General features: G+C 32.6%; 5 protein-coding genes and 1 pseudogene. 1 reads left to right on the top strand and 5 read right to left on the bottom strand.

The features are described 5' to 3' along the window. Positions 1-817: 817 nt before the first annotated feature. From CHRY9293_RS13180 to CHRY9293_RS13200, 5 genes are all read right to left on the bottom strand, one after another. On the bottom strand, positions 818-2,701 hold the full coding sequence (locus tag CHRY9293_RS13180) for an FISUMP domain-containing protein (protein WP_162033405.1): 1,884 nt from the start codon (positions 2,699-2,701) through the stop codon (positions 818-820). 1,327 nt (positions 2,702-4,028) lie between these two features. Then, the gene (locus CHRY9293_RS13185) at positions 4,029-14,348 is read right to left on the bottom strand and encodes a non-ribosomal peptide synthetase (protein ID WP_162033406.1); all 10,320 of its coding nucleotides are present in this window, start codon (positions 14,346-14,348) and stop codon (positions 4,029-4,031) included. 219 nt (positions 14,349-14,567) lie between these two features. Beyond that, complete coding sequence (locus CHRY9293_RS13190; RefSeq protein WP_162033407.1) at positions 14,568-14,870, bottom strand: STAS domain-containing protein; 303 nt, start codon at positions 14,868-14,870, stop codon at positions 14,568-14,570. 1,200 nt (positions 14,871-16,070) lie between these two features. After that, a complete protein-coding gene (locus CHRY9293_RS13195) occupies positions 16,071-17,684 on the bottom strand; it encodes a thiol-activated cytolysin family protein (protein ID WP_162033408.1) in 1,614 nt (537 codons plus the stop codon). 353 nt (positions 17,685-18,037) lie between these two features. Beyond that, complete coding sequence (locus tag CHRY9293_RS13200; protein ID WP_162033409.1) at positions 18,038-18,763, bottom strand: porin family protein; 726 nt, start codon at positions 18,761-18,763, stop codon at positions 18,038-18,040. A 1,162-nt stretch (positions 18,764-19,925) separates the two neighbouring features. Here CHRY9293_RS13200 and CHRY9293_RS13205 point away from each other — a divergent pair. Further along, positions 19,926-20,531: pseudogene (locus tag CHRY9293_RS13205) on the top strand (IS256 family transposase, variant Zn-binding type); the annotation flags it as partial. Between the last annotated feature and the right edge of the window lie 120 nt (positions 20,532-20,651).

Genomic DNA, 20,651 nt, shown 5'->3' on the forward strand with positions numbered 1-20,651 from the left:
TTTTGAAAATTCTAAAAATTAAGAGAAGAAAAGCTTATCTGAATGCATTGAAATGTAAAAAGACGTACCCTTTTTTCATCCTATTCCTATTATTAAATTTTTATTTCATCTTGTATTTTCTACACTATGGTTTACTAATTTCATAATCAATATTATTTCAATAAGACTTATTTTCAAGCCTGATTAAATCCACATAAAAATTTTAAGACCCAAGGATTTTTTAACTCATGGAAAAGAGAGGATAAGTACTATCTTTAATTAATCAAGGAACAATGATTATAAAGTATAGAGATATTTCAATCTTATTTTCATAGCTACTATATATTATGATCTTCAGTTTCTTACCAAATGAATATATAGTTAAAATATTACTATCGATCTCTAACGAGAAAAATAATCCATATAAACAGGAAATTAGACATCTAAATTAATTAGGTCGTAAATTGGACTAAAATTCGTATATCTACCTGTCCATATAGGAATTATTCTCTACAATCCCATGAATATTTTATTTTTTCATAGTTTTAATTATTTACAAAACGTAATAAATATACTATTTTTTTTAACTTAAATTAAAAAATAGATAAAAAAAAACAATAATTTTTAAATATTTAAATAGCCACATATAAAACTTCAAGCAAAATGATTTTGAATTCAGTGTGGAAATTCTTATAGCTATCGCACTAAATAATAAGTATAATTATTCATTATTATATGGTAAAAACCCGACAGCAAAGCCATCGGGTTATGATTAGTTATCATTCTAAGTTGGTGAAATAGTAAAATTAAATCCACCTACTAGAAAAATCAATAAAATTTATTCTGAGATACAACGAACTGAATATCCTTCAGTACGAACACTATAGTAAGCCGGAGAGATATTACTATAAAAGTACATCGTGTATGCTTGGCCACTACCACGCTCTGTACTGCTCCAATAATAGCCACCACTGCCACGTTCAACCAAAGCACCTGCTACTCTATTACGTGCCCCTGCTGCTGGAAGAGTAAGCTTATTTCCGTTACCTGGACAAGTAAGCTGAATTCCAGATCCAAAATTAGTAGGGTCATTAACAAAGGTTCCTATCGTACTAGGATTGGTATTATTAAAAATAGATACCCATTCTTGTCTGGTAGGTACACGGAAACCTGAAGGACAAGGATCTATAGCTGTTTTTACCGGAATATCTTCTGTTCCACTGTTCCAAGAGCCATTGGAAGCACTTATAGTATTCCATCCGCTAATAACACCCGCAGGAGTATTCGCATCTGCAACCACATTATTTCTTCCCCATTGATAATAATTTCCATGAATATCTTTTACCAAAGTATTAGGGTCTAAACTTGTATTGGCGCCTAAATTATGTGCTAACCAATTTTTAGTAGCACCACTGCCCATACACATAGTTACTATACTACCTCCGCCGCCTGTAGTCACTGCCTTGCTTACATTACATGAAACACTGCCAAAACTAATAAGAATACTCATCGTAGTAACATTAGTCGCTGTTCCGGTTACTGTATATACAAAATTACCATTTCCTGTAGCCAAGGTTCCTGCAGGTAAGGTAAATGTTAACCCATTCTGTGTAAACTGTTGTTGAGGATAAGGATCTCCATTCCCTCCTGTATAAGGAATTGTAAAAGTTCCCGTATAAGGCTGACCTTGAATAATGGCAGCCGGAGAAAATACAGCTGTTCCACAATCTATCGAAACTACACTTGCCGTAAAAGCATCAACATCAATCGTAAAGGTACAAGATTGCCCACCTACTGTTATATTGAAACTTGCTGTGCCCGCCGCTGAAGGGGTCCCAGTAATATCAAAAACCAATGTTCCATTACCATCTACAATAGAGCCATCACGCAAATGAGCTACTAAACCTGTCACTCCAGTAGAATTAAAGGAACTAGAAAAATAAGTCCCACTATGACCTCCTGTATAAGGTACAGTGGTAGTTACCCCATTAGCCAAGATTCCAGCATGTAAAGCCCCAGTAGTACTAGCATTCATACACTGAATATTATCAATAATTCCCGTAGGAATATTTGTAGAACATAAAGAACCCCAATTAGGAATAGTAGGATCTACTGAATCATTTATCATTAAACATCCTTTATTTACCCCAAAACAGTCTGTACAAAATATAAGAAGGCCATGAGACGGACCGGATATCGCATCCATCTGTATTCTGGTCATACGAGGAGGGGAAAATCCTAATGTTGTACTGGTAAGATCCAAAATAGCAGAAGGATTAGGAGTATTTGTTCCCATTCCAATTCTTCCTCCTGTAAAACCTAAATTATTCCCATTCATGGTAACTTGGCGGGGATCAGACAAAGTACCATCTGAGTTATAAAAATTGTTCCCACCTCCTAGTTTATGCCATTGATTCTGATCAGAGTCAAAGTAATAATAACCCACAGAATCTACCTCAACCGTTTGACCTATCCTATTAGCTAATGTAGCTGCTTCAGTAACATATACAATAGCTCCTTGCTGGGCAATACCATAGGTATTTAAAGCAATAGCTGCAAACAAGGTATTCCCTGTAAGACGAGGAGCAATAACCCCTTCAGGTGTACTGCCATTCGTGTTTTTTGCCGTGATATCTAAGGTCGCGTTGGGAGAAGAAGTATTAATCCCAATTTGACCATAGGAAAGTGTTCCAAGGAGCACTAAAGGTAATAATTTTTTCATTTTTCATTATTTTAATGTTATAACTTTATTGTGTTTTTCATCTATTATGGATGAAATTATATCATAGAATAAATTCTAAAATTGGGGAAAGCAATTATCTAAATACATTATGAAACAAAAGGATACAACCGACTTCTATTCTATTATAAACCATTGTTTAACATGTCTTTAATAATTAATATCTCAATGAAAGCCTTTTATAACATCTCAAAATCCCTATCCAAAATTTTAAAAGCCCAAGGATCTTTTAAACCCTTGGGCAGCGTATGGTAAGTACGATGAAAATGAACTTTCTATTAATCATTGGATAATAAATCCAATAATTTGTGTCACTTTAGCAAATAATATCTCATCATCATTTCATTATTATATTTGAAATGATCTTCAATTGATACCACATCGACATCTAACTAAAGTAACTACTGTACTAAAAAAATACACTCCTCCTAAAGAGAAAAAATAATCAATATAAATAATGGAATCAGGCTTTTAAAGCAATAGTTCGTGATTTGAATTCTACATATTCCTATCTCTACCTATCCATTAATTAATCATAATAAACAATCTCATGAATATTTTGTTTTTTCATAGTATTAATTATTTATATTTGTTTTTCAAACATTCAATTTTCAGCACAAAAAACGATAATACATAATGCGCTTTTAAACATAATAAATGTATATTTCTATCAAAGGCGTTTTAATTTCTCTCTATTGTACAATTTGGATGAAACTAGCCAAAAACAACTTGATATAAGCATTTAAAAACATTCACATTAAATTCATTGCTAAAGTAAAATATAAACACAAAACGCAAAGAACGTTTGTAATTACGCGATTTGTAATATTATTACTACAATTTTTCCTACTATAAATTAATGATAAATAATGGCTATCTTCTATAATCATTAGCCTGATTCCGCTCACTCTATCCTCTTTTATATTAAGTGGTAGTTTTATTAAAATCAAAGAGTACTTGTATAATAAAAGGATACAAATCTTCTCCCCGTTATATATACTTTTGCACAAAAAAAGGAAGCCTTCCAGCCTCCTTTTCATTATCTTATATTATTTTACATCTTTTCTTAAAAAAATTTTCACACTCAAATATCCTCATATTCCAATTAAAATTTATACAAGGTAATATGGTTAAAGATTTTCGTGTAGAAATAGTAAGTATACTTATTATAACTCTTTTCGTTTGCTATGATTCCACTCCTTCAATAATATCCTACATATATAAAAAAGGAAGCCTCTAGCCTCCTTTTTTATCATAAATATATTTTCGCCACTAAGAAAAATATTTTTTCACATCAAAACACGAAGTATTACATAAAAAATAAACTCTTATTTTCCGTTTCTTTCGTCAAATTATACTCCTCAAAAAAAGCCAGACCATCCAACATTTCAATGAGTTGATATATATAGTCTGTATTTAGAGGATTCCAATAGAATCCTAAGTGATACAATATTCGTGTGGTATTATTATTATCTGATTCCACTATAGATAAATTTTCATCTAACGTCCCAGAATGAATAAGCCCTTGAAGATATATTGCTTTATCAGGATGACGTAATAACTCCGATATACGTGCTGAAAAGTCAACCTCAGATGTTAAATCAATTTTATATCCATAATCATTAAATGCTTTTACAATAACCGCCATATTTATTTTATAATTATTATAAGGATGAAATACAATCATCTTTTCCGGAGTAGTGGCTAGTACTGCAACAGCTTCAGCAACCCTATCAATAGGAGATACTTCTACAGCATTTGTCATTTGATTCAAAGGGAATACGCCTAAGACCTTATAACTTTTTAAATAATTAACAAAAGCATTGTTACTGAAATTAATCTGAAACTCGCCATCGCTTTCTCTTCCCATAAGATTCCCAACACGCATGATTTTGGCTTTTAATTTTCCATCCGCTATATTCTGTAAAATAATCCTCTCAGCTATAAATTTGGTATATATATATTCATTATCTGTAACTTGACCAATGTATAAATCTTGTTCCGTAAAACTATTAGGGCTACCCTTTTCAACTGCTCCTCCAATACTGTAAGTTGATATATGGATGAGCAAAGCATCTTTTGACTGACTAAGAGATATTAAGTTGGAAACCCCATTGATATTTACTTTTTCTATTGTATCTTCAGTCACATAATGCTTCACAATAGCAGCACAATTGAATATTGTATCTATTGAAATTTCTTTTACAGTTTCAGATAATGTATCGTCAGTAATATCACCTTCAAGAACCTTCACCCTAGAATCAAAATGATTTTCCCAATCATCATTAAAGTAATATATCATTAAGGATTTAAGCCTGTTTATTGAAGTTATTTTAGATTGCGAACGTACCAAACAATAAATATCACTCTCTCCATTCAATAGCAAATAATGTAACAAATGAATTCCTAAATACCCCGTAGAGCCTGTAAGTAATATAGTTCCGTGAGTATGTAAATCAGAATCCGTCCAAAAGTCCTCATGATGATTTTCAGAAAGAACTTTATTAATTCCTGAATAATCATAGGTTGATAAATCAAATGTATTATCCAATTTATCTTGTGGATCAACTAATCCTTGGTACTTTATGAAGCTCGCCAAGGCAAAAGGAGTTTTAAGTTTAAATAAATCTCCGTAATTGATTTTATAATTTAGAGTAGAAATTTGAATAATTGCTTTAATTGCAGTCATAGAAGTACCTCCGAATTCAAAAAAATTATCATTAATACCTACTTTGTCAATTTTTAGAATCTCAGAAAATACAGAACATATATCTTTTTCAATAATATTAGTAGGAGGTACATACTCTATATTTCTTTCTATTTCAGGAATCGGGAGTATTTTTCGATCTACTTTACCATTTGGAGTCAAAGGAAAGGACTCTAACTGCATAAATGCTGTAGGTACCATATAGTCGGCAAGAGATTTTAATAAATATTCCCTTAAAAGGTCTTTTTCAATAGCCTCATGAGAGATATAATAGGCACATAAATGTTGGGTTCCTCCAATTTCTTTAATCTCAACAATAGAGCTTTGAATATCTTCATAACAAGCTATTGCAGCCTCTATTTCTCCCAGCTCAATCCTAAAACCTCTCAATTTTATCTGATTGTCAATACGCCCCAAATATTCCAATTCACCCTCCTCATTCCAACGAGCAAGATCTCCCGTACGATACATTTTTTCATCTTCCATAAACGGACAATTCACAAACTTTTCCTTAGTAAGCTCATAACGTTGCCAATACCCACGTGATATTTGGCTACCTATAAGACATAACTCTCCTGTAAAGCCATGAGGCAAAAGATTTCCAGTTTCATCTACTATCACGGAAATACTATTGGGAAGCGGGCGTCCAATAGGAATATTTGAATACTCACGTTTTGGATCAACTATATGGTAAGATGAACATACCGTAAACTCAGTGGGACCATAACCATTAATAACTTTTACTAAAGACGGTTTTATAGACTTTAGCTTCTCTCCTCCTACCATAAGATATCGAAGGGATAAATCATACTGATTCAGCATTTCCATTCCTAATTGAGTATTTAGAGTAAGTCCGGTTATTTTGTATTCATTAAAATAATGATACATCTTTTCCATATCCTGTCTTAATGATGAAGGCAAGATATGTACCTCTGCTCCTACAGATAAAGGTGTTATAAGATCGTCCAAAGATGCATCAAAACTGAAGCTAGCATGCTGAGCACAACGATCATCCGAAGTTAGTTCTAAAAAATAATGACGAGATTGAATAAAAGACACAAGACTTTTATGTTCTATCATTACTCCTTTAGGAAGACCTGTGGATCCAGAAGTATAAATCATATAAGCCAAAGATGATGGCTGACTGCGATTGATCGAAACCACGTTATTTTTATAGTCTAATTCATCTAAAAATAAGTGTTCTCCTATTGTAAAATCTTCATTTTTATTTTTGTCTTCGATTAATGAACGCGTGGTAAGAAGAATATCCGCTTTCGAGTCATTAAGTATATGAAGCAGTCGCTCATTTGGATATTCACTGTCTAGAGGAACATATGCTCCTCCGGATTTAAACACAGCCAAGATACTCATTAGAAACTCTTTTTGTCGAGGAAGCATTATGGCTACAAAATGATCACTACTTACTCCTTTCTCTATAAGAATTGCTGCTAAAGCATCTGACATTTGATCCAATTCTAGATAGCTGATTACTCCCACCTCATCTACTACTGCAGGTTTGTTTGGATAAAGTGCAACTTGTTTTCTAAATAAATCTACAAATGTATCAGAATCATTATAAGCTAGCTTCTTTCCTTGTCCCAAAGAGAGCAATCTCTTGTATTCTGCTTCAGATACTAATGGTATGTTAGAAATTTGCTGTTGAGGGGAAACGAGTGAAAGAGAAGTAGTAAATGATTCAAGGCTCTTTCCTAATCGAAACATATCCTCATCAGAATAAAGGCTACTATCATATTCTAACAATAATTGATAAGTATCTTCTAATGGAATGATGTTTAAACTAAGAGGCACTTTCGCAGTTGTTAAATACAATTCCAGCTCTTCTACAGGACTATCATTAAAACGTAATACTTCCTCCGAAATTCCTCCTTGGTAAGCGATCATAATATTAGGTTTCAGCATATGACGTTCAGACAAACGGGTAAATGGGTATTTTTCGTGGCTAACGGTGTCTAAAAGTTGATTCTGCATCTGAAGCATAGCATCCCATATTGTGATTTCCGTAAAGCGGCTGACAATAGGAAGAGTTTGTACACACATCCCGATTGTATTCGAAATATGCATTGAAGAACGTCCATTCGATACTGTTGTTATCAGTATATTATTTTCTCGAGTTATGCGGTGCAATATTTGCATAAAAGACGTTACAAAGAAACAGTTTTCAGTTATACTCAAATCTTTGCACATTTCTTTTATAGCAGCGCGGGGTAGGGATAAAGACAACCTTCTGCTTTTTCCATCTGTTTCTAATACTTCTGATACTGGATATAATACAGATTCTGTTTCTTTCACCAATTCATCAAAATACGCTTCTGATTCTACGTAAGCTTCTGATTCCTTCCATTCATTGTATTCTAGTGAATATTCATAAAAGGTAAATTTTTCATTCTGTATCTCCATATTTTGATATGCCAACTGTAAATCTTTCATTAAAATATTGGCCGAGATACCATCGAAAATGATATGATGAATATCTATAAATAAGTAAGTATGATGATTCGTTTCATAGATTTCAATACGATAAAGATTCTCTTTAAGAAGATTAAAGGGACGAACAAGACTTTGGAAATATCCAGTTTCAGGATCAATTTCTAACTTATTAACCTGGATTTGTACAGGATCTTCGTCACATCTTACCTGATAAATATTTCCATCTTTAGCTTCTAACCGGACTTTAATATAAGAATGTATATCTAATATTTTTTCTAAAGACCTGTGCAATGCTTCAACATCAACCCCTGTAAACTTCAGAGCCATGGGTACATTATACTGCAAACTGTCTCTATGCTTCTCCCAATCTAAGTAAATTCCTAACTGGTTCTCTATTAATGGATAATTTTCTTTTCTTTCATATACTTTAACCTGCTCTTTTTCTACTTGTATATATCCCGTCCATTTCCTAATCGTGGGATGTGATAATATATCTTTTGTTTTTAGTGTCAATCCTAGCTCTTTTTGGATAAGTAGAGATAGTTTTATCGCCCCCATAGAAGTCAATCCCATAGAGATTAAATTAGTAGTTACCCCAAATTCTTCATTTCCCAACAGTGTTTTTGCAATAACTAAGAAGGATTTCTCCAACGATGTCTCAGGAGCTATTATTTCTTCTGTTTGTAAATTCGGCATCGGAAGTGCTTTTCTATTTACTTTACCATTAGGGGTTAAAGGAAATGATTCTAGATATGTAAATGCTGTAGGTATCATATAATCAGCAAGAGACTCTGAAAGATATTCCCGTAAGTGCTCTTTTTCAATGGTATCATGAGATGTATAATAGGCACACAAATGTTGTACTCCTCCTATTTCCTTTACTTCTACAATAGCATCCTGAATCCCCTCATGACACAACATCGCCGTTTCTATTTCACCAAGCTCAATTCGGAAACCTCGTAATTTAATTTGATTATCAATACGTCCTAAATACTCCAATTCCCCTTCTTCATTCCAACGAGCGAGATCACCCGTTCTGTACATCTTTTCTCCATTTATAAAGGGACAAGAAACAAACTTTTCCATCGTAAGGGCAGACCTTTCCCAATATCCTCGAGAGATTTGACGACCTATAAGACACAACTCGCCAGCTATACCTCGAGGTACTAAATTACCCGATTTGTCTACTATCGCAGAGATACTGTTAGGTACTGGACGACCTATAGGAATATTTCCATAACTTCGTTGAGAATCCAGTATATGATAAGTAGCTGATACTGTAAATTCTGTCGGACCATACGTATTAATTACTTTCGTGGATGAGAGCTTAGTCAATTTCAACTTTTCTCCTCCTACTACTATAAAACGAAGAGGTAATTCATATTCATTCAACATCTCCATTCCCAACTGAGTACTCAAAGACGCCCCTGTTATTTGATGATCTATAAAGTAATTATACATACCTGCCATATCATGTCGAAGCACAGAGGATAAAATATGAATCTCGGCTCCCACTGATAATGGAGTCATCAAATCGTCCATAGAAGCATCAAAACTAAAACTTGCATGCTGAGCACAACGATCATCCGAAGTTAATTCTACACAACCCGAAAACCAAGATACAAAAGAGCGAAGACTTTGATGTTCTATCATCACTCCTTTAGGCTGACCTGTTGATCCTGAAGTATAAATCATATACGCTAATGAACTAGCTGTACTATAATTTACAGAACAGTCCCAATTATTAAAATCGAAGTCATCAACATACAATATATTTTCAACACTAAAATCACCACTATTTTGTTTCTCTGTAAATAAGGAATTCGTTGTCAGCAATACTTTTGCTTGAGAATCTTCAAGCATATAAAGCAGACGATCATTAGGATAATCATTATCCAGGGGAATATAAGCTCCTCCTGCTTTAAATACAGCTAAAAAACACACGATAAACTCTTTACAACGAGGAAGCATAAGAGCTACAAAATGATCTCTACCTACTCCTTTACTCACTAAGACAGAAGCAAGAGAATCAGACATCCGATCTAGCTCTCCGTACGTAATAGAACCTTCTTCATCTACTACCGCTATTTTTTCCCCATTAAGCTGTACTTGCTTAGTAAACAGATCTACAAAAGTCTCAGTAAGGTTATAGGATATTTCACCTCCATTACCCAGACTTATCAGATCCTGAAATTCAAATTCAGAAACTAAAGGTATCTTTGAAAGTTGGTCTTCAACAGAGCTTGTTACTAAAGAATCAATAAAGGATTGAAAACTTCTTCCCAAGAGAAGCATATCCTCTTCTCTATAAAGTCCACTATCATATTCCAACGTAATCTGATACATATCGGTATGAGGAACAATATCTATATCTAAAGGTACTTTAGGAGTGGTTAAATAAAGCTCTAACTGCTCTACAGGATTATTATTAAAATATAGTGTTTCATCAACAACTCCACCTTGATAAGCAATCATAATATTAGGCTTCAACGTATGACGTTCTGCCAAACGGGTGAAAGGATATTTCTCATGGCTAATAGTATCCAAAAGTTGATCCTGCATTTGGGACATGACAGCCCCCAGTGTTTCTTCTGTGAGATGGCTTACAATAGGTAGAGTCTGTACAAACATCCCTATCGTATTCGAAACGTTTGTTGAAGAGCGGCCATTGGATAAGGTGCTGATCATAATATGATCCTCTGAAGTTAAGCGATGCAAAACCTGCATAAAAGCTGTGACTAAAAAACAATTTTCTGTTACTCCTAATTGCTTACACATATCTTGTACTGAACGTCGAGGTACAGAAAATATCTGTTTCTTACTTGTCCCATCTGTTTCTGTAATCGTAGATAATGGATATAATATTGAATCTACTCCATCTACCAGTGTATCGAAATAAGCTTCTGCATCATTATAAAACTTAGATTCCGACCACTCTTTGTATTCCAATGAATATTCATAGGCAGTAAAAGTTTCCTTCTCTATTTCAATTCCTTGATACGCTTTTGCTAAGTCATTCAATACAATATCCACAGATCCTCCATCATAGATAATATGATGAATATCCATAAATAAATAAGTATGATTATTGGTCTTATATATTTCAATACGATAGAGTTCATCCTCAAGAAGATTAAATGGACGAACAAGACTTTGGAAATATTCACTATCAGGATCTTCCTCTAATGAAGCAACTTGAATGTTAAACGGGTCTTCATCACGACGCAATTGCACTACTTCCCCGTTATCAACAGCCAAACGAGCTTTAATATAAGGATGGGCACCTAATACTTTTTCTAAAGATGTTCTTAATGCTGATACATCAACACCTGTAAATTTTAAAGCCCACGGTACATTATATTGTAGACTGCTTCTATGCTGTTCCCAGTCAACATAAATTCCCCACTGATTCCCTGTTAGCGGATAGGAATCCAATTGATCATATACTTTAATCTGCTCTTCTTTTTGTATATAACTTGTCCACTTTCTAATCGTAGGATTGGATAATATATCTTTCGTTTTCAAGCTCAACCCTAATTCTTTTTGGATGAGTAAAGATAGTTTTATCGCTCCCATAGATGTTAAACCCATAGAGATCAAATTCGTGGTAACTCCAAATGTTGCAACCCCCAACATTCCTTTGGTAATAGTAAAAAGTGAGTCCTCCAGCGGAGTCTCTGCAGCTATAATTTCCTCATGCTTCATTTCAGGAACAGGAAGGATTTTTCGGTTAACCTTACCATTGGAAGTCAGAGGAAAGGATTCCAATTTCATGAAAGTAGTAGGAACCATGTAATCAGCAAGGGATAATAAAAGATAGTCACGAAGATCAGCTTCTTCAATCAATTCTTCAGAAGTATAATATCCACATAAAGACTGTAAACCTCCAATTTCTTTTACATCTACAATAGCTTGTTGAATGCCATTATAACGAGACATTACATTTTCTATTTCTCCTAACTCAATACGTAATCCTCGTAATTTAACCTGATTATCTATACGCCCTAAATATTCAAGATCTCCATCTTCGTTCCAACGAACCAAGTCTCCGGTACGGTATATACGACTCCCATTTAATTCTATAAACTTCTCTGAGGTTAAATCTGCTCGGTTTAAATAACCACGTGATACACCCGCTCCACCTACACATAACTCGCCAGCAACACCTTTAGGGACCATATGTAAGGATTGATCTACTATATATAATTGATAATTAGCTAGCGGGCGGCCTATACGTTTATTATCAAAATCTCTTGTAGCCTCGTGAAAACTACTACAAACAGTACATTCCGTAGGACCATAGATATTAACTAAGCTATACGAAGGTTTCTTCAAAGGAGGAAGTTGCTCTCCTCCCACAGATAATAAACGTAGAGAATGATTCTCAAACATAGAAACAATCTGAGCCCCTATCTGAGTCGTCAAAAAGGCAATGCTAATATTATTTTCTTCAATATACTTGTTCAGTAGGAACATATCCATACGAAGTGAAGAAGAGATAATATGAATACACCCTCCACAAAATAACAAAGGATATAAATCCATCATATGAGCATCAAAACTAAAATTAGCATAGGCAATCCCTCGATCTGATGACGTAATATTATATTCGTTGATATACCAATGACTAAAGTTTAGCAGATTACCCTGTTCAAGAATACAACCTTTTGGACGACCTGTAGAACCGGAAGTGTATAAAATAACACTCATATCTGCCAAAGATGAGCTATATTCTAATAAATCATCTGTTTTAACTAAATTCAAAACATCTTTCGTTACAATAACATCGCCTTGGAAAGACGGAATTCTTGAAGTGACCAATCCCTCTTCTGATAATATTATAGACACTCCTGCTTCATCAACCATATACAATAGACGATCACTAGGAAGAGCCATATCCAAAGGCATATACGCTCCACCCGCTTTTAGAATAGATAAAGGATAAATAACCATCCACTCACTGCGATCAATCATAACTCCTACAACTTGATCTCTACCCACTCCATGATCACGAAGATATAAGCCCAAACGAGTAGAGAGTTCATCCACTTCACCATAGGTATATTCTCGACCTTCATATACGACAGCGACAGCTTCGGGATTTTCAAGAACTTGCTTGCTAAATAAACTTATTATAGTCTCTGAGGGGTCATAAGACATTTCTGGACCTTTACCTAATAACTCAAGAACTCCATAGTCTAGAGCCGATATGATGGATAAATCTTTGATAGGTGCCTCAAGCAATTCAAGCATCTGATCGACACAAACAGCGATAGAATCCGAAAAACTCTGAATAGTAGCAGCGGAATACTGACAGTCAATATACTGAACTCTAATTTCATAGTCAGTTTCATTATCATACACCACAACAACAGGCTTTTGAGAACAAGCACGCTCAACCATAGGAACCCTTACAACATCTTCATTCAGAAAATGGATATCATCTTTAATAAACCTTCCTTGAAATCCAAAAGTCACCTCGGGTACAATACCTAATTCACTACAAAAATGAGTAAAAGGATATATGTCATGAGACCGGATAGAATCCAACTCCTGCTTATGAGATTGGATATAATCTATTACTTTGGTTTCTCCTTCAAGATGAGATAAAACAGGAGCAGTCTTTACAAACATTCCCAATGTATCTCGCAGAGAAGATAGATTTCGGCCATGAAGAGCCGTTGAATAGGAGACGCTATCTTCTCGGCTAAAGCGAGATAAAACGACTTCAAAGGCGGACATAAACAACCACGAAGGACGTATACCATTTAATTCACAAGCTTTATCTACCTTAGCCTTCGGTACAAATGAGGATTGCTGATGGAGAAGACCAGGTTTATTATTCAATTCTCCTGGCAGTTTGGTCATTCCTAAACCTTGAAACTTTTCTTTATAATAGTCCGATGATTCTTTATATGCTGATGTCTCAAAGCTTTTTATCTCATAATCCGTATACTCATAAAAAGACATCGCTTCCCTTGGCAATTCTTCACCTTGATAGGCGAGTTCGATAAGATGATAAATAACATCTGTCGTCTTTCCATCCATAATAATGTGATGGATATCATGGGCAAGATAAATACTCTCAGGAGTTTCTAATAACAAAAACCTTGTTAATACGTCTTTACTCAAATCAAAGGGACGAACAAATTCCTTAAGTTTCTCATTTTCAATCCCAACCTGCACATATTCAATCAAAACTTCTATATAAAGGTTATCATCAGAATATTGACGTAATTCTCCATCTTGCCCTATAATACGGTTACGAAAAATAGGATAGGTATTTAAGACCAATTCTATAGCTCTTTTAAGACGATGGATATCTACTTGCTTGGAAAATTTAAAGTAACAAGGATAATTATATTGTAACAACTCCGGGTATTGAAGATATTCTAAATAAATACCCATTTGGGACTGAGAAAGTCCATAAGTTGTTATTTGTTGTACAAGATTTGTATCGATATTTTTGCTCATCATTATAGTTTTATTATGTAATTGTAAATAAATGGGATCAAGTTGTTTTAATTATTTCAAGATAAAGAACTAAGGTAGTCCTTTACTTATAGTACATTCTATAATCTCTTAAAAGATCAGATAAATTGTGGTTTCTATTTCGTTTTTTCCTTTTAAATGGTTAAGATAAATTATCTCAATACATATTCATTTTTATAAGCTCATCCATAGATATGTTGTTTACTTTCTTTTAACAAACATAGAAAAGCCTGCTGTATCCAAAATACTTTCTACTTCAGGTTTTATGGAAGTAAGAAAAATCTGCCCCTCTTTAGCTCTTATATATTTTAGTAACGATATAAAGGCACGTAATCCATTACTGCTGATGTACTGTAATTCCGAGCAATCTATACTAATATTAGGTTTTTTGATTTTTAACATTGGCTTTAGCTGCTTCTCAAGTTCTTGAGTATTGGATAAATCCATTCTTCCACTAATTGTAATAAGAGTTTGTGAGTCCACATTTTTAATAGTGTTTTTCATATTGATATTATATAATAATTAAATTTTAAATTCTTTAATATTTTTGATTTATAATAAATTTAAATTGCAATATATTCATGCATTTTTGATAATATTGTTTTTTTAATAAAAAAATCCAGATCAATTAACTAATTTCATAAAATAAATTTAGCTCAATGTTGAAAAAATATAGACACAACAATCCCTTACCAATTATTATTCTAAATAATTAGAGTTTCTACTAAACTTAAAACACATATTAGCTGTTGTAACTCAATAGCACCTATTCAACAATAACTATTTTGCGTTAGTTTAGATTAAGAATATTACATTCCTGTACTTTTAATTAAGAATTTTCTTTATAAAATAATAGGTCTAAAAAACCTTAGTAGATTTATAGGCAGTAAGATAAACCTATAACAAGCTACCAATACTTGATTACTTTACACTGAAGGTAGATTGAGAATAATAAAGTTTTTTTAATAATTCTTTACGTGTTACATAAGCCTGATCATCAAATGCATTGAACTTTATAGACCCTATCATTGATACTGACTATAATTTATTTTAAGGGCTAAATACACCTTCATTTTTTTTCATTGGTCATGAATAATAAAATATTTTCTTCACTTAAATTAAATTTATTATTTTATGTTTTCCGATTACACTTTCACCATTAGTATATGGTATTTTCACCCAGGGTAAAAGGACTAAAAAAATACTATTCTTTTTATTATTAAAAGGTTAATAAAAATCCATTTGAAAATTGTCATACATAAATCTATTTAACTTAGGCAACCATTCAATAATTTGCCTTGTAAAAATTAAATTAGATTGGTATACTATATCTTGTGCTATATCTTGTGCTATATCTTGTGCTATATCTTGTGCAAAAGTAAATATATATAGATAGACTATCAAAATTACATGACAATAAAATTTGAAAACTGATTAATATCACTCAACGTAAAACTACACCATTATTAAACAATAATTTCAAAATAAATTGATAGGGATAATTATATCTAAAAAAAACAATAAGAGTTTGGAATAAGAATTACATATAAGTTTTATTAAATCAATTATTTACATATAACTTTCTTAATTCTCGATCAAATCATACAACGAATTAATAGCAACTTATATATTATTATGATTTTTCTTATCCCAAACTCAGGGCATTTAAAATTGTTTAAATCCAATTAGCTAAGTAAATACAAATTAATAGGTACTAATTTCTATCACTAAATTATTTTGAGCATCTCTATTACCATTTAATTTGGCTTTAGGTCCTCCATTGATACCGTCAGAATCAACCCTAGCATCTATCCAAATCTTGCTTGGATCATGATAATTTTTATAAAGAGGCCCCTGTGCACCGTCCCCAAAACCAAGCTTCGCAGCTCTATACTGTATTGATTTAGGTTCTACTGGCCAAGGCAGATCAAATTGAATATCATCCGCTGCTTTACCCTCGTTAAGATCTAGCTGTGTTAAAACAACATCATTATAAGTAAAGGATTCTGCAGCTTTGTTATATAAAAATACCGGACTTTGCCTTCCTGGAGCCAGATTAAATCTTCCAATTTCTTTTTCTTCACCATTAACTTTTCCTCTGATAATTACCGGTAACGGAGAGTAATTTATATTTTTTAAAATTAATGTATATTGCTTTTCAGTACAATCCTGATAACTTCCATTCCCGCTAACACTTTTGGTTACTGGTACGTTAAAAAATCCCGGATTTGTATTTATGGCAGTATAATGAATAATTGCTCCCATATTAGTTTTTGAAACTTCTGCTCCACCCTTCATAAAGTCTTTAACCTGATCAAAGTTTTTTGCCATAGTTCCTAAAAATGCGTCCATACCATCAGTTGCACTTCCTCCTATCTGTTTTGCATATACTTTTGTATTTTCCATCACGTTGTTATACTTTGTACTGAAATCTCCACTCACAAAACCGGCTGGAGTTCTATATAGAGCTTCAAGAGCTGCTGATAATTCCGTAGCACTAGAATCTGATTCATAAATCAAACTATAGAGCCTTCCATAAGTTACCGTTTCAATAACTACTGGGGAGCCATTGCCATTAAAAGGAGAATTTTTTACCCATGATTGTGAACCAATGAATGATAATTTACTAGCTGTATCAACTGAAAAGGTAAAAAATGCTTGTTTAAGAGTAACTGCGTAATAGGTCTTAGAGTTATCAAATGAAAAATTGAATTTTGAATCTACATTTCCTACCAAACCTGTGTAGCCCATATTTAGTGCCATTTGTAATTGAGTTTTATCATATGCTCTTTGTATACTGACCTCATAATTAGCCGGAAATGTTGTCCCAGAGACCACATATGTTTCCAATAATTCTCCCAAAGCTTGTTGAACATTCCCTGCCGTAGGATTATCAATAGTTTTTGCGCCTCCACTTTTACCCATAGCTATAGCGTCTATTTTAACATCTATTTTATTTCTATTATTCTCTCCTGTAGGATATACTGCCAAATTTTCGGTTAGAAATGTTTCTGATTGTATAAAGCTGCCTGGCCAAATAATATTAGTTCTTGAGGTAAATCCTGTAAATTCATCAAACGTTTTATTGTAATTATAAGTTTTGTTTTGACAAACTTTATCAGTTTTACCAGAAACTCCCACGGAAACATTATCTCCATTTTGTATTGTCAATTTTAAAGGACTGGCTGGACCATCATATATAGCTTCTTTTGAAGTAAGAGAAGCCGAACCTGTTACCTTTGGTCGTGAAAGTGTTTCGTCATTACAACTGAATAATAATGCTAATAACATTATTGAAAATGAAAATTTAATTTTCATAAATAAATAGATCTTTTTTTAAATTATACGTTATTTTTTGATTCTTAGCCTATTTACGGCTCATGGATTTCATTTTTTACATAAAGTAGTTTAAACTATTTCTCCTTTTTCATTTCATATATTATATATTTTTAATTAGACTTCATTAAGATTTTTGATTTGAAAACAACTTTCCTGTGACTTATAACATTCATTAGTAAGAATGTCTTATGAGTGAAAAATTTATTATTGGAAAAATGGGGAGAAATCGACGAAAAGTAAATGATCAATTATTGATCTTCATTTAATATTTTTTTACTTTTCGCGATCTTAATCCCTAAAAGTCTTCGACTTCCTATTTTTGTGAAGTAATATTAGAATTTGTAAACTAAACCTAGTTGTAATAAAGATATAGTTTTACGAGCAGTATCTTCATACATTATGGGGCTACGACCACCATTTTGATTAGTCATTTGAGAAGAGCTTAAAGAATATCTTACATTAACACCTATCTTAGGAGTAAAATAATATCCGGCACCTATTGCTAGACCCAATTCAAATCCTTTTGTATCAAATTTCCTACTTAAGCTTTGAATTTTATTTATCTTATAATCCATCAATTCATTCATATCCTTCGTTTGAACCGGGGTCATATTTGCAATTTCATAAGTAGCATCAACGGTTTGCTTATTATTTACCAGAAAGTTAAATTGCGGACCTGCTTCTAAATACAATCCTTTAGTGATATTAAATTGAAACATGATGGGTACAGAGATATAGTCCAGATTAGCTTTTCTTTTTTCTTGCATTGTTACACTTGAAGCCCCATCATTATACAACATCCTATGACATTGAGCAAAGTTTCTAAATCCTGTCTGGCTATAAAATACTTCCGGCTGAATACTTATAAAACGCCCTAGCGGAACATTCACAAATCCTCCTAAATGAATACCGGTTCTAGAATCTCCGACTTTTTTTTCGTCAACGATGGTGGAAATGTTAATACCTGCTTTGGCACCAAATTTAACTCCAGATTCTGATTTTTGTGCGGACATAAGTGAACAAGCTGTTACAGCAAGTCCTAAAAATAATTTTTTCATTGTATTTTTTTTTAATTAGTATTAATTATAAGGCACATCTTTATTAGCTAGACTAAATTATTAGCTAACAGAATTCAATTAATAATGAATAGCAGACTCAAGCTTTCGTACATTGACTTCAAGAAAGCACTGAGATAAACTAGGGATGTGCGTGTTAGGTCATTATCGTGAAGGATAATGAAGAAGTGAGTAAGAGAGAGAGGAAAAATCTATTCTTTATTTTGAACTCATTCCAAAGCTGAAGGGACTAAAAAACAGCATCCCATCATGAAAACTCTTATCTTAATTAAATAGAATAATATTTCCCTATCACAATTAGGATTAATTGTATGAATAAAAGCTACTAGAAATAGGAATTAGAATCATAATTCTTTCAAACGGAGAATAAACGCTAGGTAGCTTAGCGAAATTTTTAGGATTTAAAAGATTAATTGTATTCATTTTAATGTTTTTTTTGCTTTTGTGAACTGATCTCTTAAGTCTCAGATCATAACTAGAAATGTAAAATGATAATAAAAATGGAGAGTATTATATAGTTCTTATATTAAATCATTCTGAAAATAATATTGTAAAGAACTAAAACTTTTTGATAAGTTATCATCCTTATACTCTTTCCTATCATTTATGGTACAAAGGAACAAAAATAATCCCAAGCACAAATATTAAAAATGAATTAAAATCATAAAAATGACAAATATCATGAGCTATCAACAAATATATATTAATAAAAATAAATTAAATATAACATTAAACGATAAAAATTGAAAATAAAATATTACAACATTTAGTAACACTCTATTACATTCCTGAAATATTGCATTGATAAAAATCAAACCATTCTATTACAAAATCACATTAGAATAAGAATAGATTCATTAAACAAAACACATTAAATTACTGAATTAATGCACCTTAAGTTTTAATTTCAAAAAATAAAAAATTCATAATGGAATCTATTTTTAAACCTATACAACTCTCATCCAGAACTTGGATTAAATATATAATTGAAAAAAACTTTAAAAATAGGTTTAATAGTCAAAAATAGTTGGTGAAATTCTTTGTATTGCCGATTGTTATTGATGATATAGAAAGTTTATTGAACTTTGTTTCAATAAACTTTTTTTACGGTTGAAAATTCAAAAAAAATCGTTGTTGGAGTTGCAAAAGTATGGATGTGATTTCTTGGGGTAAGCAAAATGGCAAACGTCATTTTAAATGCAAAAATTGTGGTATTTATTTTACCTCCGAGAACAAATCTGTGAGTTTGAAAAATAAAGAGGTTTGGTTCAAAAAATGGATTATTGGTAAGCAAACTTATGAGCAAATTTCATCCGAATCGGGGTATTCAATCAGCACCCTTCAGCGATATTTCAACACAATGTTTGGAAAAGCTCCTAAGTTGAGCTATAGTCAGAACAAGGAAGTTTATTTGCTGATTGATGGCAATTATTTTTCTAATGAGATTTGTTTGATTGTTTTCAGAGATGATATTTTTAAACAGACCCAACTTTACAGAATTACTGATGGAGAACATTATGAGGAGATGAAGGAGGATTTGGAAAACATATTGAATTTGGGAATAAAAATCGGTGGGATAACTTGTGACGGAGATAAATCCTTGTTAAAAGCCATTCGTAAAGTGTGTCCAAAAGTTCCTGTTCACAGATGTCTGGTTCATATTCAGAGAATGTGCAAAATATGGCTTTCTGCTTATCCGAAGTCCGAGACAGGGTTTGAACTGCGGGAAATCGTTTGTAAAATACGGTAGTGTCTCACTAACTGTGTAAGTTAAAAAGTTATTCTGGAAAATTTAGAGCTCTTACAGCTCAAGAAATTTTTCGGAACTCACTTTTTATTATTTTTAACCATTACATAGTTATGATTGACA

Origin of the sequence: Chryseobacterium potabilaquae (assembly GCF_902728265.1) — a bacterium.
GTDB lineage: Bacteria > Bacteroidota > Bacteroidia > Flavobacteriales > Weeksellaceae > Chryseobacterium > Chryseobacterium potabilaquae.